Below are 23,226 nucleotides of genomic sequence, written 5' to 3' on the forward strand. Positions count from 1 at the left end.
GCTGGGGCTGGTCTCAATACTGGATACGATAAACCGGCTTAGCCGCATAGCTTGAACCGCCGTATACGGAACCGTACGTACGGTGGTGTGAGAGGACGGCGGGGGTGACCCCGCCTCCTACTCGATCCAGCGTTTACAAGGTCAAGCCAGATCCACCAGAACGATTTCACTGTCCTCGATTGCAGTCACTCGCAGCACTTTTTCATGCTCAATCGCAACGCCGTCTCGAGCTTGCGCGCGCAAGCCATTGACCTCAATGACTCCCGTTGCCGGCACCAGGTACGCCCGGCGGCCGCTGTCCAGGCGATACTCCGCAGACTCGCCGGCTTTCAGGTTAGCCGCCACCAGTCGTGCATCGGCGCGTATGCGCAGGCTTTGATCGTCGCCGGCCTTGCCGCTGGCCAGGGTGACGAAACCTTCGCGCTGCCCTTTAGGAAACGGCTTGGCACCCCAGGATGGCGCCGAACCAGTTTCATTCGGGATGATCCAGATCTGGAAGATTTTGGTCTCGGTCGATTCCTGGTTGTACTCGCTGTGGGCGATCCCGGTACCGGCACTCATTACTTGCACGTCACCGGCTTCGGTACGGCCCTTGTTGCCCAGGTTGTCTTCGTGGCTGATCGCACCTTCGCGAACGTAGGTAATGATTTCCATGTCACGGTGCGGGTGTTTCGGGAAACCGGTGCCAGCCGCAATCACGTCATCGTTCCAGACCCGCAGGTTGCCCCAGTTCATGCGTTTAGGGTCATGGTACTCGGCGAACGAAAAGTGATGATGGGCATCCAACCAGCCATGGTGAGCGCCGCCCAGGGATTTGAAGGGTCTGAGTTCAAGCATGATCGTCTCCTGTAAAGGTTCGTCATGGGGCTGAACACTTGAGCCGCAGAACGATAACCGGTGGTTGATGGTCAGTATCATCCATTAAGCCAATATCGATAAAAAGCGGAAAAAATGCCTTAAACCAATCTAATTAATAGATGGTTTTCAGGCCAAAACTCTAGCGCTCAGCTTTCAGTTCATCGCTTAACCCAATGACGAATAAGCATTTCACTAGAAGTCGTCGGCAAATGCAGCGACCATAGACCCAACAGCCTCACACACTGGAGTCAGCGTGCCGCAACACACCCCCGATCTTCCTCCCGAGCTTATGCCGTTGGCCGAAATGCCGCTGCTCAAGCGCTTGGCCGCCAGATTTTTTGGCCACGGCCTTACTCGTCTACGCGCGCAACATCGCGCCTCCTGGCTGCATGGCCAGGCCGACGGCTTTCGTAGCGGGCACAGCGCCGGTGTGGATTACGGCTATAAAGAAGGCAAGCTGGAGGGTATCGAGGAAGGTCGGCAGGTTCTGCTGATTCGCGACACGCGCTGCACCGAACACCGGGCGCCGGGTATCGATGACAACCTGTTCGATGACTGGCGTCTGCCGCTCACCGCCGAGTTGAAGAAACGCATCAAGGCTGATGTCGCCCGATTGCTCCCACCACAGGCGCAGCCCAGCGCAGCGCAGTGGAAGATGATCTTCAGCGACACGCCTTCGACCTCGGTGATTGCCGGTGCGGGGGCGGGCAAGTCGACATCGCTGGTGCTGCGCATTCTGTTGCTGACCCATTACCTGGGGTTTGAACTGGGCTCACTGACGGTGGTGACCTTCACCCGCGAATCGCGCAAAGACTTCATCAATAAGCTGATAGAGATGTTCGCCATCTGGGGGCGCACGCTGGGCCTCAAAGATGCCCGCGACGTGGTGCGAACCTTCCACTCGCGAATTCTGCCAATGGTCCGCAGCCTGCCGGGCTTTGCGCAGTTGCAGGCTTTCGAGAACCTCAATGCCCGTTCGCTGCCGGGCGATGAAGGGGCTGACAGCAATCCATTCGATCTGCGGATCAATGATACTCAGCGTCAGCAGTTGAATGCCTGTTATCACGCTTTGCATACCCGTGATGAGCGTTTTCGCGAGTTGATCAAGCCGCTGTCCCGGCACGCCTTGCAACTCAAGGAGCTGGAGCGTGATCACCCGGATGTGCAAAAGCGCATGGCGGTGACCGAGCTTGCGGCCAAACGCGACGAAGAACTCTGCGACACGATCGAGGATCTGTGGTTTCGCGCAAGAGCCTGGCCGATCAAGGGCATTGAGCCGAATCGCCAGACGTTCGAGATCAACGGCTCGTCATTCCATTGCCACGGCTATATTGCCGAGCTGGATGCCTGGGTCGTATTGGGCTTCGATCCCCGTGAGAATGCACAGATCTGCCGGCCCGGAGCCAAGCTGTCGGTCCGCGCAGAGTGGGCTGTAAAGCGCACCCTGCTTCAAGCTTTCTGTCGTAAGCCACTGATTTGGATAGATAGTTATGAGTCGGCGAAACGCGTTTTGTCGTCTCTGGCGGGAGATGCCAGTGCTGGGCCGGGCTTCGATTACAAGGTTAAAGGCGAGCTCGGCGGCGCACCGCTGCTGGATTGCTTTGTCGCTGCGGCCAGTTTTATCGAGAACCTGGGGCTGGATGTGCCTGCCGCCGTGGGCCAGATGAGCTTTGCCAAGGACGATCCAGATCGCCATTTCTTTGAGGCCCTGAGCCTCTTCTGGCGAGCGCTGGAAGATCACCTGCTCGATCAATCGCCGCCGGTCATGACCTATAACCGCATGTTCGCGTTGTTCAGCGAGCATTCACCGGAAAACCTCAAGCTGTTGAGCGATGAGCTGCTGCGGCCGCTGTCGCACTTGATGATCGATGAGTTCCAGGACGTTTCCCCGCAGATTGTTTCCTGGATCCGCGCCAGCCTGCGAGAGATCCGCCGTCGCGGCCCGGCCATGCACGTTGGGCGAGGTGCGCAGCGCTCATCGCTGTTGTGCGTTGGCGATGACTGGCAATCGATCTACGGCTGGCGCGGTAGTTCGCCGAAATACTTCATGGAGTTCAACAAGGAGTTCCCGTCTCCAAGCACCACACGGGTCATGCTTAGCGAAAATTATCGCAGCCATCAGCACATCATCGACGCGGCAGAGCATATCGTCCGTGCTGCACCCGCGATTACCGGGAAAAAGGCCAAAGCCAGCGGTGAGCCCAAAGAGTTACTCCCCGTGAACGTCATGGATAGAGATGACCCGGCGCTGGCCAAACGCTTGATCGAACACTACCGAAACGGCGATTCAGTCTTAATGTTGTTTCGAAAAAGTAGTGATAAGTTATTGATAGAAGAGCATATTCAGTCAGTAGTTAATGTTGATTCTAGATTGCCGATCGAAGACCGACGACTGAAGCAGCTGACCTATCACAGCTCCAAAGGCCTGCAGGCCGACGCGGTGTTTCTGCTGGGCGACTGTCAGCATCTGACCAGTTCACCTTACAAGAACCAGGTGTATCGAATGGCCGGGCTGGCCAAGGATGGCGATACTGAGCCGTATGACAGCGCTCAGAAAGACGAAATCCTGCGCCTGGCATATGTCGGTATCACCCGGGCAGTTAAACATTGCTACTGGTATGTCGACAGCCAGGATGCGCAGGCGGCTAACGTCCCGAAGGCGTCCGACCGGATTGCCAGGGACAAGGCGTTTTTCTCCGATCAGCGGGGGATGAAGGTTCAGGCCTGAGTGTAGGAGCGAGCTTGCTCGCGATGGATCTGAGATCGACACGTTATCCAGCAAACACGCGTCATCGTTAACGTCCATCGCGAGCAAGCTCGCTCCTACAGGGTCGGGGTTTCAATGGTTAACCAAAACTTCTTAAACCAAGGGGAGGAATGAACGATTCAAGCTCATCTTCTACCGCCTCGATTATTCGCTCCACATCGGTGGCGTTCATCACCGTTGCACAAGGGATACCGGCAATGGCAATCATGGTTTCGCCACTGGCGCGGTCGAACAACCGGGCAATCATGCTGCCGGGTGCATCCATGCTGGCCTCGAAGCCCATTGGATGAAAATGCCAGCGCATGAGCTGGCAGGCGTTGGGAAAGGTGACCTTGGAAAAGACTTGATTCATGTGTTGCCCACCTTGTTCATTGAGCGCGTCCTTTGGCTCGCGGTAGGAACGGAAGGACCTTCACTGGCCCAACCTTTGGAATGCTTAAAAATAGCACTCACCCGCGCAGGCAGGAGTTTTTTTTCAGGCCGTTTGGCTATTGCTTTGAAAAGCGTTGATGTAGGTCATCTCCCACCGATCATTAGGCCAGATGCCATTATTTCGGGCCATGAATTGGCCATTGAAGCGCAGCCTGAAGTTCGGCAAGCTCTGTTTTTCTGTCATCGAGTGTTTTATGTCTGCCAATGATGATGGCCCGCTGCAAACCCAGGCCACCGGCGATACCGTACTGCGTTACCACCTGTGCTGGAAACACCGTGATCTGGATGGGGTCATGGCGCTCTATCACCCGGACGTCCAGTACAACGATTTTTTTCAGAACCGTGTTCTCGGTCTGGATGAGCTGCGTGAGTACGTGCGCAGCAGCATGCCCCGCGATCCGGATGAAGCGCTCGAGCACTCCGATCGTATCCGTCTGGATGGCAATACCGCGTTCATTCAGTACCGCGTGACGTTGCGTGGAGGCCAGGGTCTGGTGTCGTTCCGCGCCAGCGAAGCGATTACGGTGCGCGACGGCCTGATCTGGCAGGTCAACGAGTATGCCTCGCTGGTGCACGAGCAACCGTCCAGCAAGACAGCTACCAGCCTGCGCCCGGCGGTCAGTCGACTGGGGCTTTCACCGCGACAATTGAGCTTTATGGCGCAAGACCTGCAACAGTATTTCGAGCGTCAGCAACCGTATCTGGACCCGGAACTCGATCTTCAGCAGGTGGCGAAGGAGTGCGGTTACAGCCGCAATCAGATCTCCTATTTGCTCAACCAGGTGCTGGGGCAAAGTTTCTATCGCTACGTCAACCAGGCCCGGCTGCAGCATCTGCTCGCGGCTCTGGACAAAGCGAGTCCACCGTTGCGGATCGACGAACTGGCGTTCGCCGCTGGCTTCAATTCGCTGTCGGCGTTTTATAGCTGTTTCCGTCAACACACCGGCATGTCGCCCAAAGCGTACGCCAAACACATTTCTTTGCGTGCACGCGCGCAAGACAGTCTCTGAGCCCAGGCACTAGGATCGCAACCCTCTAGTTTGGGTTGCGGAGTCTTGCATGCCGGCGTGGCGCACTATCAGTTTGTGGATGGATCAGCTCGAAGAGCCCTTGGTTGCCCGGCCGTCTCTGGAACAGGATCTGGACGTCGACGTGGCGATCATCGGCGCCGGTTACACGGGGCTCTGGACCGCTTACTACCTCAAGCGTCTGGCGCCTGAGTTGAACATCGCCATCGTTGAAGCACAGACCGCTGGTTTCGGAGCGTCCGGACGTAATGGCGGCTGGTTGATGGGCAACTTGCTGGGGGAAGATCGCTTACTCGCCGATCTGCCTGCCGAGCAACGCCGCGCATCTTTCGACTTGCTGCACGGCATTCCTGACGAGGTAGGGATGGTCCTCGAACGCGAGGGCATCGATTGCGATTACCGCAAGGGCGGTGTGCTGTATTGCGCGGCTCGCTATCCCGAACAGGAAGCCAGCCTGCGCAGCTACCTGGACACACTCTACAGCCAAGGCCTCAACGAAGCAGACTACCGCTGGCTCACCCCGGAGCAACTGGCGCGGCAGATCCGTGTTGCCAAACCTTATGGCGGTATCTATGCGCCGCATTGCGCGACCATTCAGCCGGCCAAACTGGTGCGTGGCCTGGCCCGCACTGTTGAGCGCATGGGGGTAAAGATCTTCGAGAACAGCCCGGTCACCGATTGGCAATCCGGTCGTTTGCGCACCGCCAAGGCTCAGGTTCGCAGCCGCTGGATCGTACCGGCAGTGGAAGGCTATGCCGTGACATTGGCGCCGTTGGGGCGCTATCAAATGCCGGTGCAGAGTTTGCTGGTGGCCACCGAGCCACTGCCCGCCGCAACCTGGGATGAGATTGGCTTGAGTCAGGGCCAGGCCTTCAGTGAAAACAGCCGGCAAGTTACCTACGGTCAGCGCACCGCCGATAACCGTCTGGTATTCGGCGCACGCGGGGGCTATCAGTTCGCCGGGAAACTGCGCCACAACTTTGACCTGACCCACAGTGAAGTCGAACTGCGGCGCTACCTGTTCAGCGAACTCTTCCCACAGCTCAAGAACGTCAAGATTACCCACGGCTGGGGCGGCAACCTGGGCATGTCCCGGCGCTTCAAACCGCACATGCTCTGTGATCGCAGCAACGGCATCGCCATGTCTGGCGGTTACGGTGGCGAGGGTGTAGGCGCGAGCAATCTTGGTGGCCGGACGCTGGCGGACCTGATTCTCGAACGCGACACCACGCTGGTGCGCCAACCGTGGGTGATCCAGCAAGGCGGCCTCGGTGCGCTGAAAGCCTGGGAACCGGAACCCTGCCGCTGGCTCGGCTACAACGCGATCATTCGCAGCTTCGCCCATGAAGATCAGACCCTGGCCAACCCGGCGACCGCACCGTGGCGGCGCAAGCTTGCCAGCCGTGTGGCGGGGTTCATGGAAGGTTTCATGCAGTAACGGCTCGTCGATCATCCACCCGTAAGGACCACCATGAGCATCACACAATTCAAAAACACACTGAATGCCACGCTGGAAGAGTCAGCCCCGGTGGCGGTGCCATTGGGTACGCCGGTCGCGGTCGCCTCGACCACGAGCGTCGAACGCAATGACGGCGTTGAAACCGGGATCTGGGAATGCACGCCCGGTCGCTGGCGGCGACAGATTGTCGCCCAAGAGTTCTGTCACTTCATCCGGGGCCGCTGCACCTTCACCCCGGACAACGGTGAAACCTTACAAATAGAAGCGGGCGACGCACTGATGTTGCCAGCCAACAGCACCGGGATCTGGGATATCCAGGAAACCGTGCGCAAGACTTACGTTTTGATTTTTTGATCCTCTGATCAGCCGAAAACCTGCCAATAAAAACAGCCGCAAATAATCAGGAATCGAATCATGATCCGCATGACCACCGTTTCGTTGAAGTTAGCTCCGCTGATGCTCGTCGCTTCACTCAGTCAGGCCGCCGAGACCGTCAAGATCTACAACTGGTCGGACTACATCGCACCGGACACGATGAAGAACTTCCAGAAAGAAACCGGCATCGCCTTCACCTATGACGTCTACGACAGCAACGAAACCCTCGATGGCAAGCTGATGACCGGCAAGTCCGGGTATGACGTGGTGTTCCCGTCCAACCACTTCATGGCCCGGCAGATCCAGGGCGGGGCGCTGAAGAAGCTCGACAAAAGCCAACTGCCGAACTGGAAAAACCTCAACCCGGTATTGCTCAAGGCCCTGCAAACCAACGATCCGGGTAACGAACACGGCTTCCCGTACCTGTGGGGCAGCACCGGGATCGGTTACAACCTTGCCAAGGTCAAAGCGGTACTGGGCGACAACGCACCGGTGGATTCCTGGGATTTGATCTTCAAACCCGAGAACATGAAAAAACTCCAGAAGTGCGGCGTGGCGATCCTCGACAACGGCCCGGAGTTGCTGCCAGCGGCGCTGAATTACCTCGGCTTGCCGCACCACAGCAAGGACCCTGCGGACTACAAGAAAGCTGAAGAACTGCTGATGAAAGTCCGGCCGTATGTCAGCTATTTCCACTCATCCAAGTACACCAGCGACCTGGCCAATGGCGATATCTGCGTAGCCGTGGGTTTCTCCGGTGACATCCTGCAAGCCGAAAACCGCGCCAAAGAAGCCAAAAACGGCGTGGACATCGGTTACTCAATCCCCAAAGAAGGCGCTGCAATCTGGTTCGACATGGTCGCCATGCCCGCCGATGCCCCGGACGAGAAGGCCGGTTACGCCTTTATGAACGACTTGCTGCGCCCAGACGTCATGGCCGGCATCAGCAACTACGTGCACTACGCCAATGGCAACGAACAGGCCGACAGTTTGATCGATCCGGTCATCAAGAACGACACCAAGGTCTACCCAAGTCCGGAAATGATGGACAAGTTGTTCGCGCTGGAAGCCATGCCACTGAACATCGACCGGGTTCGCACACGGTTGTGGAACAAGATCCGGACGGGGAGTTGATGGGTAATATTTCGTCGATTACCGAGCCCGCAAACAGACGTTCAACCCTGTAGGTTCTGGGCCTCATTTTGATTGATGAGGAGGCAAAGGAATGCCTGTTTCGAAAAAAGCTGATCGCCTGCGCATTGGCCGTGTTTCAGAGGTGGGGCGAATTTATCTGCTGACCGTTGTTGTTCATCAGCGCGAGCCGGTTTTTACCGATTGGCGTTTAGGGCGGTTGGTTGTGGAGCAGTTTCGGCTTGCTCAAGAGGAGGGTTGGGCAGACTCATTGGCTTGGGTGGTGATGCCCGATCATATTCATTGGTTGCTTCAGCTTCGGGAAAGGACGCTGGCCGAGCTGATGTGTCGAGTAAAGTCGCGTAGCAGTTTGACGGTGAATCAAGCACTAGGGCGTCGAGGGCGCTTATGGCAAAAGGGTTATCACGACCGTGCTGTGCGTCAGGAAGATGATGTAAAAGACCTTGCTCGTTACGTTGTCCGCAACCCTCTGCGAGCAGGCTTGGTCAAACGTGTTCATGATTATCCGCTGTGGGATGCGTGCTGGCTTTAACATCGTTACGACCGCTTCGCGGCCGGACGTAGCCTGGCGGCAACTGCTACGGAGTGTGCGCATGTCGCGCTTTTCGTAGCAGCTGGCGGAGCCTGCGTCCGGCCGCGTAGCGGTCGTAAAACCGGGCAAATGCGGTCTCAGATAAACTGCGCATTCTCCGACAGCATGGCACCGCCATCGACGATCAGGGTTTGCCCGGTGATGTAACCGGCCTGAGGGGAGGCCAGGAACAGCATCGCGTAGGCGATATCTTCCGGGGTTCCCAGTCGCTTCAATGGAATGTTGGCGGCCAGGGCCGAGGAGTCTCCGAGGCCTGCCATGGCCTGGGTGGCAATCAGCCCCGGCTCGATACCGTTGACGGTGATCTGGTATTCAGCCAGTTCCAGCGCCGCCGAACGAATGAAACCGTTCACTCCCGCCTTGGACGCAGCGTAATGGGATAAGCCAGGAATCGCTGTGCGCGGGCCGGTCACTGAGGAGGTGATGAGGATCCGTGCATTGTTTGCCTGACTCAGCGCCGGCAGTGCCGCTTGAGTCAGCCAGAAGCAACTCTTGAGATTGACCGCGAAAGTCGTATCGAGAGTCTCATCAGTCAAATCGACCAGGCTTTCTATCGGGAACATCCCTGCGTTGTGAATCAGCAGGTCCAGCCCACCAAACGTCTCTTGCGCCGCGGCCACTGCCTGATTGGCTGCGGCTCGTGTGCTCAGGTCAACACTCAGCAATTGCGCTATGCCGCCGGCTTCGCGGATCAACCGCACGGTTTCGGCGCCTGACGCTGGTGTGCGGGTAGCCACCAGCACCTTAGCCCCGTGTGCGGCGAAGACTTGAGCGATAGCACGGCCGATGCCCTGGCCGGAACCGGTAACCAACGCAATGCGGCCGGTGAAATGCTGAGTCATATGCTCTCTCCTTAAAGTGGGGGCATGAACAGGTGTTGGCTCGCAAAGAGCGCCTAAGGCTCACGGATTTTCCAGATCATGTCCCAACGACTGAATAAACAGCGAAAACAGTTCCGGTTGCGATGAGATATCCAGCTTAGCGTACAGGTGTCGGCGGTGAACCTTGACGGTGTCCGGTGAGATCTTCAGCCGCTCTGCCATGGCTTTGGAGGAGAACCCGCGCAGGATCAACCGGGCGATTTCCAACTCGCGGTCCGAGAGTACGCCACAGCCGAAATGGCTCAGTGCATCGCGGATCTGGTTGGCCATTTCATCTTGCGCGGGTGGCTGTATGCGCTGACTGCTCTGTTGCCAATGCTGCTGCATCAGCGGCAACACCCAGGCGGCGAGGGTGGTCAGTTGGCCGACTTGATCCGCGGTGAACAAGCGCTGCATGCCCAACGACAGTGACAGCGTTCCAGCCCCCGGAATCTGAAGAATGAACTGCACCTCATCCTCCAGCACGTTGTCGTGGAAGTAACTGAGGAAGTACTCGCTCTGCCGGAAATGATCGGGTGCCACTTCCTCCAGTCGATACAGGCCGCTGGAGTAGCCCTCACGACAAGCCTGGTAGAACGGATCCAGCAGATACAAACCATTGAGATAGGCCAGCATCGACGCTGGCTTGCTTGACGGTTCGGCGTCGTACTCTTCCAGGGCCTGGGGCAGGCCGTCCTGCGGATAGAAAATCGCCAGGGCGTTATCGAACGCCAAGCCTTGGTGCAACAACAAAACCAGCTGCTTCCAGAAGCGCTCGGTGCCGATCTGCGAGAGGGTGCGGCCCAGGCCTGCATGCATGCCGACCTCCCTGAACAGATTGTTCATGTACGTTGCTCCCCATTCAAAGTTCCCCATTCAAAAAAGCCGGAACCCGGCCGACGGTTTCAACCTTTTTGCGTTCCAGGTCAAGGGGAGTACTCCAATAGGGGAATTGGCCGCCGTTGCCGCGCTGCCTAGAGTAGCCCCCATCAAGTGCGGCCCATAACGCACCCAAGCTGTTTTTTTCGTTTCTGCCTCAGACTAAAAATAACCAAGAGGATAACGTCATGAGCTCTCCCGCAGCGCCAAGTGGCGCGCTGAAACCCACGCTGAGTGTATTCGACGTCGTGACGATTACCGTCTCGAGCGTGACGCCGGCCAGTTCGGTGTTCGTGATCGCGCCGTTTGCGATTCATCAGGCCGGCACCGGGGTGTTTCTCGCGTTCGTCATGGCCGGTTTACTGGCCCTGATGTTCGCCTACTGCTATGCCGAGTTGGGTAGGGCTCACAACAGTGCCGGCGGCGAATACGTGTACGCCAAGCGAGTGTTTGGCGGCATGGCCGGTTATGCGACCTTCCTGACGGTGTTGGCAATGTTGCTGTTCATTCCGCCAGTGCTGGCCACGGGGGCCGCGACCTATCTGAACAACGCGCTGGGGACGAATCTCGACTCGCAGACTGTCGCGCTGTTTATCGTGGTGTCCAGTTACCTGCTGGGCATTCTCAATATCAAGCTCAACGCCTGGATCACCGGCACCTGTCTGCTGCTGGAAGTCGCGGCGATGCTGGTGATTGTGTTTATTGGCTTCGGTCATGCCTCGCAACCGGCAAGCATCTTGTTGCACCCGCAGATCGTCGAGGGCGGCGCTTTGCAACTGGCACCCTGGGCTCTGGTGATTGGCGCCATCGGTATTGGCTTGTTCTCCTATAATGGATTTGGCTCTGCGGTGGTGCTGGGCGAAGACATGAAGGACGCAGGTCACGGAGTGCCCAAAGCCGTGCTCTGGTCTCTGGGCCTGGTGGTGGTTATCGAACTGGTGCCGCTGACCGCGTTGTTGATCGGCGCACCGTCCCTCAGCGAGATGATCAGCAGCCCCGACCCAATCGGCTACCTGCTCACCAGTCACGGCAACGAGACCCTGTCCCGTGTGGTCAGCGCCGGGATCTTCCTGTCCGTGTTCAACGCCATCGTCGCCATCGTGATTCAGATCGGCCGGGTGGTGTTCAGCAGCGGCCGCGATGCCCTATGGACGCCCACCGTCAACCGCCTCTTCACCCGTATTCATCCACGTTGGGACTCGCCGTGGCTGGCCACGCTGTTTCTGGCGATTCCATCGGCGCTGCTCAGTTTCAGCTCAAACCTGGAGGAAATGACCTCTTTCAGCGTGCTGCTGATCATGCTGGTCTACCTGATTGTCGCCTTGAGCGCACTGATGAGTCGGGTGGTGCTGCGCGATCGGCAGCATCCTTACCGCATGCCGCTGTGGCCATTGCCCGCATTACTGGCGGTGCTCGGCGCGGGTTATCTATTGTTCGAACTGTTCCTCCAAGCTTCGGCCAGGGACATCATGGTGATTATCGGGCTGCTGGCGGTGTCGGTGATTTTGTACAGCACCAATGGCCGGTTCAGCCCGGTGTTTCAGAAACTGTAAGGAGTGGTTATGCGTGCACGTGAACTGGGCATCCGCCTGGGCCTGGGAACCCCCGGCCAATTCAATGCCATCACCGACGTACCGGGCGTACGGGTAGGGCACAGTACCCTCAAGACCGAGATTAACGGCAAGCAGGTACGCACCGGCGTCACGCTGATCCAGCCGCGTGCCAGCCATGCACGACTGCAACCGTGCTTCGCCGGTTGCCATGTGCTCAACGGCAACGGTGACGCCACGGGCCTTGAGTGGATTCGCGAGGCGGGTCTGTTAGCGACTCCCCTGGCGATTACCAATACCCACAGCGTCGGCGTGGTTCGCGATGCGTTGGTCGCGCTGGAGCACAACCAGCTGGCCGACCCGGCGGTGTATTGGTGCATGCCGGTGGTGATGGAAACCTACGACGGTTTGCTAAACGATATCTGGGGGCAACATGTCGGCCCGCAGCAGGTGCTCGAAGCCATGACCAACGCCGAGGCCGGCCCGGTTCAGGAAGGTGCGGTCGGTGGCGGCACCGGGATGATCTGCCATGAGTTCAAGGGCGGGATCGGCACGTCCTCACGCAAGCTGTCGGCGCAACAGGGAGGCTGGACGGTCGGCGCACTGGTGCAGGCCAACCATGGCAAGCGTGAAGAGTTGCGGGTCGATGGTTATCCAGTCGGTCGGCAATTGACGGATATCCCGTCGCCCTTCGATGAAAAGGGCACGCCGGGCATGGGCTCGATTGTGGTGATTCTGGCCACCGATGCGCCGTTGTTGCCCCATCAATGCCAGCGTCTGGCGCAACGGGCATCGATCGGCATCGCCCGCACCGGTGGCGGTACCGAAGACTCCAGCGGCGATATCTTTCTAGCCTTCGCCACGGGCAACCATAACCTGCCGCCCGCGGACTACGGGCGCAAAGACCTGCCCCTGAGCACCACGCTTGAGATGCTCAACAACGACCATATCTCGCCGTTGTTCAGCGCCGCTGCCGAAGCGGTGGAGGAAGCGATCATCAATGCACTCCTGGCAGGCGAGCAGATGAGTACCGCCAGCGGCACGTTAGTCCCGGCCCTCGAAGCCGATGTGTTGCTGCAAGCATTAAGCTCGACGGGATGGAGCGCTAATTAACCGGCAAAACTGCGAAGCAGTGAACAAGTAAAAAACTTACCGTTATTTAATATTTAAATAATAGATTGTCTGACAATTACTTGGAGGCCTGAACGACAAAGAATATTTAGACCCGACAGCCATTGTTTGCGGGCTATCGCCGGAACAGCACAATTTTACGTCAAAAAAGTAGTGGACGTTTGATTTCGAATTGTGTCAGTTTTCTTTCGCCTTCATTGGGCGAGTGATAGGACGATCTCGCCAGAGATTGTCGCTATCTGAAAAAAGCTGTTCCATTTGCAAACAAGGAAGTGTGTTTATGTCGAAAGTTAAACAGAACGCTATCGTTGCAGCTGAACAAGACTGGGCGCCACAGGCCACATCAAGTTCGGCATTTAACCAGATCGATAGCTTCAGCCATCAGTATGACCGTGGCGGCGACCTCACGGTCAATGACAAACCCTCATTCTCTGTAGATCAAGCAGCGACTCAGCTCCTGCGTGATGGTGCTTCCTGGCACGATCTCAATGGCAGCGGCAAGATTGAACTCACCTACTCGTTTCTGACTTCGCCAACGTCCAATTTCAGCGGCCTGGGTGTCACTGGCTTCAGTCAGTTCAGCGCCTTGCAAAAGACTCAGTCCGTGCTCGCCATGCAATCCTGGGCAGACGTGGCCAATGTCACCTTCACTGAAGCTGCCAAGGGTGGCGACGGTCACATGACCTTCGGCAACTACAGTGGCGGTCAGGAAGGGGCGGCAGCCTTTGCTTTTCTGCCGGGTACTCAGCCTGGCTACGACGGTCAGTCCTGGTACCTGACCGGTAGTGGCTACAACGTCAACAAAACCCCGGGTGTGAACAACTACGGCCGTCAAACCCTGACTCACGAGATCGGTCATACCCTTGGTCTGTCTCATCCCGGTGACTACAACGCCGGTGAAGGCAATCCGACCTATAACGATGCGTCCTATGGACAAGACACTCGCGGCTACAGCCTCATGAGCTACTGGTCTGAAAGCAACACCGACCAGAACTTCAGCAAAGGCGGTGTCGAGGCGTATTCGTCCGGCCCGTTGATGGACGATATTGCTGCGGCGCAACAGCTCTACGGCGCCAACATGAACACCCGTGCCGGTGACACCACCTACGGTTTCAACTCCAACGCCGGTCGCGACTTTCTCAGCGCGAGCTCGTCCTCGGACAAGCTGGTGTTTTCGGTGTGGGACGCGGGCGGCAAGGATACCTTTGACTTCTCCGGTTTTACCCAAAACCAGAAGATCAACCTCAATGAAGCCTCGTTCTCTGACGTTGGCGGTATGGTGGGTAACGTGTCCATTGCCAAGGGCGTGACCATCGAAAATGCCATTGGCGGTTCGGGCAATGATCTGCTGATTGGTAACAGTGCGGCCAACGAGCTCAAGGGCGGTGCTGGCAACGACATCATCTACGGTGCCGGCGGCGCGGATAAGCTCTGGGGTGGTACCGGTTCGGACACTTTCGTGTTTGGCGCAAGCTCAGACTCCAAACCGGGCGCAGTCGACCAGATCATGGACTTTGTCGGCGGCCTGGACAAGATTGATCTGACCGGCATTACCGCTGGAACAGGGCTGCACTTCGTGAACTCATTCACAGGTTCTGCCGGCGAAGCGGTGCTGAGCTATGCCTCGGGAATGAACCTGAGCACCTTGGCCGTGGACTTCTCCGGGCACGGCGTGGCTGACTTCCTGGTCACTACCGTTGGGCAAGCGGCAGTCACGGACATCGTGGCGTAGGAACCAGGCTGCCCGCGATGCAGGCAACACGGTCCATCTGGTCACCGTGGTGCAGTCCTGGCGGGCAACCAGGCGAAGTAAAAGCAGGGGCGGCGCGCATGCGCTGCTCCCTGTCCTTGCATCGACTCCTCGTGTAAGCGAGGCTACAGCCCGGAATGAAACACCCTATGAACCAGACAGCCTTTACCTGGGCAGCCGCGTGGTTGATCGCGACGCTGATGATGTTTTTTGGAGATGTCAGCATGGCAAGAAGCCTGAAATTACCCGACCCTTCGGAACTGGCCGGGAAGTGGCAGATCCACCAGCAAGATGAGCCAACGAAGGTCTGTATGTTTGACCTCGCACAAAACCAGACCCTGGCCGGAGAGCTCGAATGTGTCGCCGGTTGGTTGGGCGAAACACCGATTGGCTGGTTCCCGGAACCGGATGGCATATCGCTGACGGGTAAAGAAGGATCGAGGATTATTCACCTGGGCCGACAAAAAGAGGGGCTCTATCAAGCCACTTTGAAGTCAGGGACGGTGCTTATTCTGCAACGCCTTCAGTAATAGAGCACCCTCCTAAGCCGAGCATTGTCAGTGATGCCTATATAGGCTCGCCCGCCACTCATGATTGGCAGGTAATTAACTGCCTGGAACACTATTTTGTCTGACAATGGTGTTCATTCGGCTGCATGTTTCAAACATCCAATAACGTCTCGACGCTTGCGCGGACACTATATTGACTCCTCGCCAAATGACTGCGCGGGATATTAGCTCAGGGAAGACTAATGAAGAGGGCGAAGACCACTCCTGCTGCTCCGTTGTTTAAAGCACTGGGCGATTATAAAAATACCCTGATCAGCGTGGGTTGTTTCACCGCGCTGATCAACGTACTGATGTTGGTACCGTCGATTTATATGCTTCAGGTTTACGACCGGGTGCTCTCTTCGCAGAACGAAACCACGCTGGCCATGTTGACCTTGATGGTGGTCGGCTTCTTTGCGTTTATCGGATTGCTGGAAATCGTCCGCAGCTTCATCGTCATCCGTATCGGCAGCCAGCTGGAACGGCGTTTTAACCTGCGTGTCTACAGGGCCGCATTCGAGCGCAATTTGTTCAAGGGCGAGGGCAATGCCGGGCAGTCGTTGGGCGACCTCACGCACATTCGCCAATTCGTCACGGGGCCGGCGTTGTTTGCTTTCTTCGATGCGCCGTGGTTTCCGGTCTACCTGTTGGTGATCTTTCTGTTCAATACCTGGCTCGGCGTGCTGGCCACGGCCGGTGCTTTGCTGCTGATTGCACTGGCCTGCCTCAACGAAGGCATGACTAAAAAACCGCTGGGTGAAGCCAGTGGTTATTCGCAAAAATCCAGCCAGTTGGCCACCAGTCATCTACATAACGCCGAAACCATTCAGGCCATGGGCATGCTCGGGGTTTTGCGCAAACGCTGGTTTGCGGTGCATTCGCGCTTTCTCGGTTTGCAGAACCAGGCCAGCGACACTGGCGCGGTCATCAGCTCCCTCAGTAAAACCCTGCGTCTGTGTCTGCAATCACTGGTACTGGGGCTGGGCGCGTTGCTGGTGATCAAGGGCGACATGACCGCCGGGATGATGATTGCCGGCTCAATCCTGATGGGCCGGGTCTTGAGCCCTATCGACCAATTGATCGCCGTGTGGAAGCAATGGAGTTCGGCCAAGCTGGCCTACCAGCGCCTGGATGCCTTGCTGCAAGAGTTCCCGCCCAGCGACAACGCCATGGCCTTGCCTGCACCCAAAGGTCAGGTGGCCTTCGAACAGGTCAGCGCCGGCCCGCCAGGCAAGCGCGCGGCGACGTTGCATCAGGTCAGTTTCAGCCTTGCTGCAGGGGAAGTACTGGGAGTACTTGGCGCTTCCGGCTCGGGCAAGTCGACTCTGGCGCGAGTGCTGGTGGGAGTCTGGCCGACGTTGGCCGGCACGGTGCGCCTGGACGGTGCCGATATCCATCGATGGAATCGCGATGACCTCGGTCCTTACATCGGCTACCTGCCTCAGGACATCGAATTGTTCAGCGGCAGCATCGCCGAAAACATCGCACGCTTTCGCGACACCGACCCGCAAAAAGTCGTCGAAGCGGCCCAGCAAGCGGGTGTTCACGAGCTGATTCTGCGTCTGCCGCAAGGCTACGACACGGTTCTGGGGGAAGACGGCAGCGGCTTGTCCGGTGGTCAAAAGCAGCGTGTGGCCTTGGCTCGCGCCCTGTATGGCGGCCCTAGCCTGGTGGTGCTCGACGAGCCGAACTCCAACCTAGATACCGTCGGTGAATCGGCTTTAGCCACCGCCATCGCGCAGATGAAAACCCAAGGCACCAGCGTGATTCTGGTGACTCACCGCTCTTCGGCGTTGGCCCAGGCCGACAAATTGCTAGTGCTCAACGAAGGGCGACTGCAAGCCTTTGGCCCAAGCCATGAAGTGCTCAAGGCGCTGTCTGGCGCTCAGGAGCAGCAACGGGAAAAGGTCCCATCCCCCACACCGGCCGGGCTCAGTCTCAGCCGTCAGTATCAAGCTCCATCCAGGAATTCCGGCGCATGAGCAAGGACCGCGACATGACAATCGAACAAGGCTATGCGCCGGAGCGCCCCGAACTCGACGCACGCTTTTTTGCCCGCATGGGCTGGATTCTGGCGGTGGTCGGTGCAGGGAGTTTCTTTACCTGGGCCAGCCTTGCGCCGCTCGATCAAGGGATTCCCGTGCAGGGCACTGTGGTGGTTTCTGGCAAACGCAAGGCCGTGCAATCGTTGAGCGGTGGCGTCGTCAGCCGGATTCTGGTGCGCGAAGGAGAGGTGGTGAAGCAGGGCCAGCCGTTGTTTCGGCTGGATCAAACTCAGGTCGCCGCCGACGTTCAATCCCTGCAAGCGCAATACCGAATGGCCTGGGCCAGCCTGGCGCGCTGGCAAAGTGAGCGCGACAATCTCAAGCAGGTCAGTTTTCCGGCCGAGTTGAGCAGCGATCCCGACCCGCGACTGGCGCTGGTGCTCGAAGGCCAGCGGCAACTGTTCAGCAGCCGCCGCGAAGCTTTTGCCCGGGAACAGGCCGGCATCCGCGCGAACATTGAAGGCGCTACCGCACAACTGGCCGGGATGCGCCGCGCCCGCACCGATCTGACCGCACAAGCCGAGTCCCTGCGTGAGCAACTGGACAACCTGCGTCCGCTGGCGGCCAGCGGTTACATTCCGCGCAACCGCTTGATGGAGTACGAGCGACAGTTGTCGCAAGTGCAGCAGAATCAGGCGCAAAACACCGGTGAAAGCGGCAGAGTTGAGCAGGGCATTCTTGAATCGCGCTTGAAGCTGCAACAACACAGCGAGGAGTACCAAAAGGAAGTCCGCAGCCAACTGGCTGAAGCTCAGTTGAAGAGCCTGACCCTGGAGCAGCAGCTCACCTCCGCCGGATTCGACCTGCAACACAGCGAGATAGCTGCACCGGCCGACGGTATCGCCGTTAACCTGGGCGTACACACCGAAGGCGCGGTGGTGCGGCCCGGCGAAACATTGCTGGAGATCGTTCCGCAAGGCACCCGCCTGGAGGTGGAAGGGCACCTGCCGGTCAACCTGATCGACAAGGTCGGTGGCAACTTACCGGTGGACATCCTGTTCACCGCATTCAACCAGAGCCGTACACCCCGAGTACCGGGCGAAGTCAGCCTGATTTCGGCCGACCAAATGGTCGATGAGAAAACCGGTGTGCCGTATTACGTGCTGCGCAGTAGCGTCAGCGATGTGGCCATGGAGAAACTCAACGGGCTGGTGATCAAGCCCGGCATGCCCGCGGAAATGTTCGTGCGCACGGGCGAGCGTTCGCTCCTCAATTACTTGTTCAAACCTCTGCTCGACCGGGCAGGCTCCGCATTGACCGAGGAATAGGGATGTTCCGGCGTATGAATAAGCTTTCCATTCTCGGGGCAGCCTTGGCGTTCCTTTCTTGCAGCAGTGTGATGGCCATGGGGCCGTTTGAGGTCTATGAGCAGGCGCTGCGCAATGATCCCGTGTTTCTCGGTGCCATGAAGGAGCGCGATGCGGGCCTTGAGAATCGCGCCATTGGCCGCGCCGGTCTGCTGCCCAAGCTGGGTTACAACTACAACAAGGGTCGCAACAATTCCAAGGCGACCAACCTGGATAGGCAGCGCGGCACCACTCACGATGATCGCAACTACAACAGCTACGGCTCGACCTTCACCCTGCAACAGCCTTTGATTGATTACGAGGCCTACGCGTCCTACCGCAAGGGAGTGGCGCAGGCGTTGTTTGCCGACGAAAACTTTCGCGGCAAAAGCCAGGAGTTGCTGGTCCGGGTGCTGACGTCCTATACCCAAGCGTTGTTCGCGCAGGATCAAATCGACATTGCGCAGGCCAAGAAAAAAGCCTTCGAGGAGCAGTTCCAGCAGAACGAACACATGTTTCGCCAGGGCGAGGGCACCCGCACCGACATCCTTGAGGCCGAATCGCGCTACGAGCTGGCGACCGCCGAGGAAATCGAAGCGCGTGACGAGCAGGACGCTTCCTTGCGCGAATTGGGCGCATTGATTGGCGTGCCTGCGATCGACATCAGCGATCTGACCCCGCTGGGCGATTCGTTTCAGTCCTTCACGCTGCAGCCGGCCAACTTCGATACCTGGCATGAACTGGCGGTCACCAATAACCCGATCCTCGCGTCCCAGCGTCAGGCTTTGGAAGCGGCCCGATTCGAGGTCGAGCGCAATCGCGCGGGGCACCTGCCCAAGGTCAGTGCTTACGCCACTGTCCGGCAAAACGAGTCGGAAAGCGGCAACACCTACAACCAGCGCTATGACACCAACACCATTGGCATCGAAGTCAGCGTGCCGCTGTATGCCGGTGGTGGGGTGTCCGCGTCCACTCGCCAGGCCAGCCGCTCGATGGAGCAGGCCGAGTACGAACTGGATGCCAAAACCCGGGAGACCCTGATCGAGCTGCGCCGCCAGTTCAGCGCCTGTCTGTCGGGAGTCAGCAAGCTGCGGGCGTATCAGAAAGCCCTGACCTCGGCCGAAGCGCTGGTGATTTCGACCAAGCAAAGCATCCTCGGCGGCGAGCGGGTCAACCTCGATGCCTTGAATGCCGAGCAGCAGCTTTACACCACACGCAGGGATCTGGCCCGGGCCCGTTATGACTATTTAATGGCCTGGACCAAGTTGCATTACTACGCGGGCACCTTGCGCGAAGACGATCTGGCCAAGGTCGACGAAGCCTTCATACCGCGCACCCGAACCCGGTAAACACGCTTCAACGCTGCACTGCCTCCAGGACGGGGGACTACAACTCTAATAACGCCAGGAAAGCGAGGACTCATGAACAGGGATGTATGTCGTTATTCTTTCATACCCATCACCGTGGGCTCGCTGCTGATACTCTCCGCCGCGATGGAGGGGGTGCAAGCGGCACCCTATGCGCAAAGTGGCAAACAGGGTGATCCCAACAGTTGGCGCAGCAGTGAATTCAACGCGCAGTGGGGGCTGGGCGCGATTAATGCGCAAGACGCCTATGCGGCCGGATATACCGGCAAAGGCGTCAAACTGGGCATTTTCGACCAGTCGGTTTACGCGCAACACCCGGAGTTTGCCAGTCCGAACAAGGTGATCACCCTGGTGACCAGCGGTACCCGGGAATACACCGACCCCTATATCCCGGTCAAAGTCGGGGATGCTTTTCGCTATGACGGCACACCGACCGTGGGCTCCGACGGCAAACTGGGTTCCCATGGCACCCATGTTGGCGCGATTGCGGCGGGTGACCGTGACGGTGGGCCGATGCACGGCGTGGCGTTCAATGCGCAGATTATCAGTGCGGAGAACGGCGACCCTGGGCCTGAGGACGGCATTATTCTCGGCAATGACGGTGCGGTGTATAAAGCTGGCTGGGACGGACTGATCGCCAGCGGCGCACGCATCATCAACAACAGCTGGGGCATCGGCATCACCGACCGGTTTGATCAGGGAGGACGTGATCCGGCTTTTCCGCACTTCACGGTGCAGGATGCGCGGCTGCAGTTTGATCAGATCAGACCGCTGCTGCACACCAAACCGGGGGGCGCTTATCAAGGCGCCATCGATGCGGCCCGCAGCGGCATTGTCACCATCTTCGCCGCGGGTAATGACTACACCCTGAATAACCCTGATGCGATTTCCGGCTTGGCGTATTTCGTCCCGGAAATTGCGCCTGACTGGTTAACGGTTGCCAGCCTGCAGAAAAATCCGGACACCAACAGTCTCGATCTTTACAACATCAGTACCTTCTCCTCTCGCTGTGGCTATACCGCCAGTTTCTGTGTGTCCGCGCCTGGTAGCCGGATCTACAGCGCAGTGATTGGTGGCACCGGCGCGGATGATATGAGCGTTGGCTATGCCAATAAAAGCGGCACCTCGATGGCGGCCCCCCATGTCGCGGGCAGTGCCGCGGTGTTGATGGACCGCTTCCCGTACATGACCGGTGCGCAGATCGCTACGGTGTTAAAGACCACCGCAACGGACATGGGCGCTCCGGGCATCGATGCGCTCTACGGTTGGGGGATGATCAATCTGCGCAAAGGGATCGATGGTCCGGGGATGTTTGTCACCGAAGCCGATATCCCGCAGGAGTTTCGTATCGATGGAGCGTACGGCTCCGGGCAGTTCGTTGCAGATCTGCCGGGAATCGGAGCGATTGTGGATGCCGGTAAACCCACTGAACGGCGGTGTAACGATGTGCAGTGCGGCCTTGACGTGTGGCGTAACAACATTTCCGGCCACGGCGGTCTGACCAAGCAAGGGATTGGCACCTTAGTGCTGACCGGGGCTAGCACCTATGCCGGCCCGACACTGGTGAATCAGGGACGGCTGGCGGTTAACGGTTCGCTCAGTTCCGATGTCACGGTCAACAACAGCGGTATCCTCGGCGGCTCGGGCCGTGTCGGTTCGCTGACGGCTAAAAGCGGTGGGACCATCGCTCCCGGTAACTCGATAGGTACCTTGCAGGTAGCCGGTGATGTCACCTTCGAGCCGGGCTCGACCTACGCGGTGGAGCTTTCCGAAACCACCAGCGACCGCATCGTTGCCGGTGGCAAGGCCACGGTCAGCGGCGCTATCGTGACCCTTGCGCTGGAAAACAGTCCGACGCTGTTGAGTACCGGTGAGGCGCGAAGCCTGCTAGGTCGTCAGTACGACATTCTTGAGGCTGCGGGCGGTATCGAAGGGCGTTTCGGTGCCGTGGTACCGAACTACGTATTCCTCGGTGGCAGCCTCGACTACGCGGCTACTGGCGTGCGTCTGGATATCGAACGCAACGAAACCTCCTTCGCCAGCGTCGGGCAAACGCCGAACCAGCGTTCCGTAGCCGCTGCAGCCGAGCAATTGGGTGCGGGCAATCCCGTGTTCGAAAGCCTGCTGTTGGCGCCGACGGCCAGCACCGCGCAGCAAGCTTTCCAGCAATTGTCCGGGGAAATCCATCCGGCGATCGGTACGTTGTTGATCAATGACAGTCGTTATCTGCGCGATGCGGTGGGCGAGCGTTTGCGCCTGGACGATCTCTACGACGCAGCGACCCCGACCGATGAGCAGAGCAACGCCTGGGTCAACGTGCTTGGTGCGTGGGGCAAAACCGACGGTGGCCATGACAATGCGAGCTACAACAGCTCCATCGGCGGTCTGCTGACCGGCGTGGATGGCCTGATCGGCGAAGGCACTCGTCTGGGCTTCGTTACCGGCTACAGCAACAGCTCCCTGAGCATGGGCGACGGCACCCATTCTTCAGCATCGGTTGACAGCTACCACGTGGGTGCCTATGCCGGACACGCGTTGGGCGCTGTGCGTCTGAGCCTCGGCGGCGCCTATAGCTGGCATCGCATCGACGTCAAACGTGATCTGCAGTACGGCGACTTTGCGGGCAAGCAGAAAACCAAACGTGATGCACAAAGTGCTCAGCTGTTCACCGAAGCGGCGTATCGACTGGATCTGCAACCGCTGGCCCTGGAACCGTTCGCCAATCTTGCCTATGTGCACCTGAACAGCGACAGCTTCACCGAGAAAGGTGGCGCAGCCGCGCTCGAGGGCGGCGACGACAATCGCGATGCCGTGCTGTCGACCTTGGGTCTGCGGGCAAGTAAACGTTTTGCGCTCTCCGATAAGCAGCCGCTGGACCTTTCCGGATCCCTCGGCTGGCAGCACAACCTGAGCAACACCCGCGCCGAAAATCACCTGGCGTTCGCCGCCGGTGGCGGGCCGTTCACCGTGCAAAGCGTTTCCGTGGACCGTAACGCGGCAGTAGTCGGGGTGCGTGCCGGGCTTTCCCTAGGCCGCGATACCCATCTGAACCTGGATTACAACGGGCTGCTCGGCTCGCGGGAGAAAGACCATGGGGTCGGGCTCACCCTCGACTGGCAGTTCTGAATAACGCAACACGCAATAGCA

18 protein-coding genes are annotated in these 23,226 nt (G+C 58.5%); 14 read left to right on the forward strand and 4 right to left on the reverse strand.

What is annotated here, in order from left to right; translation table 11 throughout:
* Window positions 1-141 precede the first annotated feature (141 nt).
* Window positions 142-837, reverse strand: a complete 696-nt coding sequence (locus ACZYSM_RS12180; protein ID WP_489071739.1) for a pirin family protein — start codon at window positions 835-837, stop codon at window positions 142-144.
* A 274-nt stretch (window positions 838-1,111) separates the two neighbouring features.
* Between ACZYSM_RS12180 and ACZYSM_RS12185 the strand changes: the two genes are divergently transcribed.
* Window positions 1,112-3,586 carry a UvrD-helicase domain-containing protein gene (locus tag ACZYSM_RS12185; protein ID WP_489071740.1) on the forward strand — a complete coding sequence of 825 codons (2,475 nt, stop codon included), beginning with the start codon at window positions 1,112-1,114 and terminating at the stop codon, window positions 3,584-3,586.
* A gap of 118 nt (window positions 3,587-3,704) precedes the next feature.
* Here ACZYSM_RS12185 and ACZYSM_RS12190 read toward each other — a convergent pair whose 3' ends face one another.
* Window positions 3,705-3,977 carry a DUF1652 domain-containing protein gene (locus tag ACZYSM_RS12190; protein ID WP_489071741.1) on the reverse strand — a complete coding sequence of 91 codons (273 nt, stop codon included), beginning with the start codon at window positions 3,975-3,977 and terminating at the stop codon, window positions 3,705-3,707.
* 274 nt (window positions 3,978-4,251) lie between these two features.
* Here ACZYSM_RS12190 and ACZYSM_RS12195 point away from each other — a divergent pair, with 274 nt between their 5' ends.
* The 5 genes from ACZYSM_RS12195 (at window position 4,252) to ACZYSM_RS12215 (ending at window position 8,603) form a co-directional block, all read left to right on the forward strand.
* Window positions 4,252-5,067: a helix-turn-helix domain-containing protein gene (locus ACZYSM_RS12195; protein ID WP_489071742.1), complete on the forward strand. Its 816-nt coding sequence runs from the start codon at window positions 4,252-4,254 to the stop codon at window positions 5,065-5,067.
* 49 nt (window positions 5,068-5,116) lie between these two features.
* Window positions 5,117-6,523 carry an NAD(P)/FAD-dependent oxidoreductase gene (locus ACZYSM_RS12200; RefSeq protein WP_489071743.1) on the forward strand — a complete coding sequence of 469 codons (1,407 nt, stop codon included), beginning with the start codon at window positions 5,117-5,119 and terminating at the stop codon, window positions 6,521-6,523.
* A 33-nt stretch (window positions 6,524-6,556) separates the two neighbouring features.
* The gene (locus ACZYSM_RS12205) at window positions 6,557-6,898 is read left to right on the forward strand and encodes a cupin domain-containing protein (protein ID WP_489071744.1); all 342 of its coding nucleotides are present in this window, start codon (window positions 6,557-6,559) and stop codon (window positions 6,896-6,898) included.
* A 60-nt stretch (window positions 6,899-6,958) separates the two neighbouring features.
* Window positions 6,959-8,053 (forward strand): polyamine ABC transporter substrate-binding protein, encoded by a 1,095-nt coding sequence (locus ACZYSM_RS12210; RefSeq protein WP_489071745.1) that lies wholly within the window; start codon window positions 6,959-6,961, stop codon window positions 8,051-8,053.
* 91 nt (window positions 8,054-8,144) lie between these two features.
* Window positions 8,145-8,603, forward strand: coding sequence for an REP-associated tyrosine transposase (locus ACZYSM_RS12215; protein WP_489071746.1), 459 nt, complete (start codon window positions 8,145-8,147; stop codon window positions 8,601-8,603).
* Between the two features lie 137 nt (window positions 8,604-8,740).
* Here ACZYSM_RS12215 and ACZYSM_RS12220 read toward each other — a convergent pair whose 3' ends face one another.
* Entirely contained in the window at window positions 8,741-9,505 is a 765-nt protein-coding gene (locus tag ACZYSM_RS12220; RefSeq protein ID WP_489071747.1) for an SDR family oxidoreductase, read from the reverse strand.
* 60 nt (window positions 9,506-9,565) lie between these two features.
* Entirely contained in the window at window positions 9,566-10,369 is an 804-nt protein-coding gene (locus ACZYSM_RS12225) for a helix-turn-helix transcriptional regulator (protein WP_489071748.1), read from the reverse strand.
* 221 nt (window positions 10,370-10,590) lie between these two features.
* Here ACZYSM_RS12225 and ACZYSM_RS12230 point away from each other — a divergent pair, with 221 nt between their 5' ends.
* From ACZYSM_RS12230 to ACZYSM_RS12265, 8 genes are all read left to right on the forward strand, one after another.
* Complete coding sequence (locus tag ACZYSM_RS12230; protein WP_489071749.1) at window positions 10,591-11,955, forward strand: APC family permease; 1,365 nt, start codon at window positions 10,591-10,593, stop codon at window positions 11,953-11,955.
* Window positions 11,956-11,964: 9 nt separating this feature from the next.
* The gene (locus ACZYSM_RS12235) at window positions 11,965-13,065 is read left to right on the forward strand and encodes a DmpA family aminopeptidase (RefSeq protein WP_489071750.1); all 1,101 of its coding nucleotides are present in this window, start codon (window positions 11,965-11,967) and stop codon (window positions 13,063-13,065) included.
* A 298-nt stretch (window positions 13,066-13,363) separates the two neighbouring features.
* On the forward strand, window positions 13,364-14,815 hold the full coding sequence (locus ACZYSM_RS12240; RefSeq protein WP_489071751.1) for a serralysin family metalloprotease: 1,452 nt from the start codon (window positions 13,364-13,366) through the stop codon (window positions 14,813-14,815).
* Between the two features lie 167 nt (window positions 14,816-14,982).
* Window positions 14,983-15,363: an AprI/Inh family metalloprotease inhibitor gene (locus tag ACZYSM_RS12245; RefSeq protein WP_489071752.1), complete on the forward strand. Its 381-nt coding sequence runs from the start codon at window positions 14,983-14,985 to the stop codon at window positions 15,361-15,363.
* A 221-nt stretch (window positions 15,364-15,584) separates the two neighbouring features.
* Window positions 15,585-17,363 (forward strand): type I secretion system permease/ATPase, encoded by a 1,779-nt coding sequence (locus tag ACZYSM_RS12250; protein WP_489071753.1) that lies wholly within the window; start codon window positions 15,585-15,587, stop codon window positions 17,361-17,363.
* Window positions 17,360-18,694 carry an HlyD family type I secretion periplasmic adaptor subunit gene (locus ACZYSM_RS12255; RefSeq protein ID WP_489071754.1) on the forward strand — a complete coding sequence of 445 codons (1,335 nt, stop codon included), beginning with the start codon at window positions 17,360-17,362 and terminating at the stop codon, window positions 18,692-18,694. The genes ACZYSM_RS12250 and ACZYSM_RS12255 overlap by 4 nt, the downstream gene beginning before the upstream one ends.
* Before the next feature lie 2 nt (window positions 18,695-18,696).
* Window positions 18,697-20,061 carry a TolC family outer membrane protein gene (locus ACZYSM_RS12260; protein WP_489071755.1) on the forward strand — a complete coding sequence of 455 codons (1,365 nt, stop codon included), beginning with the start codon at window positions 18,697-18,699 and terminating at the stop codon, window positions 20,059-20,061.
* A 144-nt stretch (window positions 20,062-20,205) separates the two neighbouring features.
* Window positions 20,206-23,205, forward strand: a complete 3,000-nt coding sequence (locus ACZYSM_RS12265; RefSeq protein ID WP_489071867.1) for an autotransporter domain-containing protein — start codon at window positions 20,206-20,208, stop codon at window positions 23,203-23,205.
* Window positions 23,206-23,226 lie beyond the last annotated feature (21 nt).

The sequence above is a fragment of the Pseudomonas sp. F220 genome (assembly GCF_057813935.1).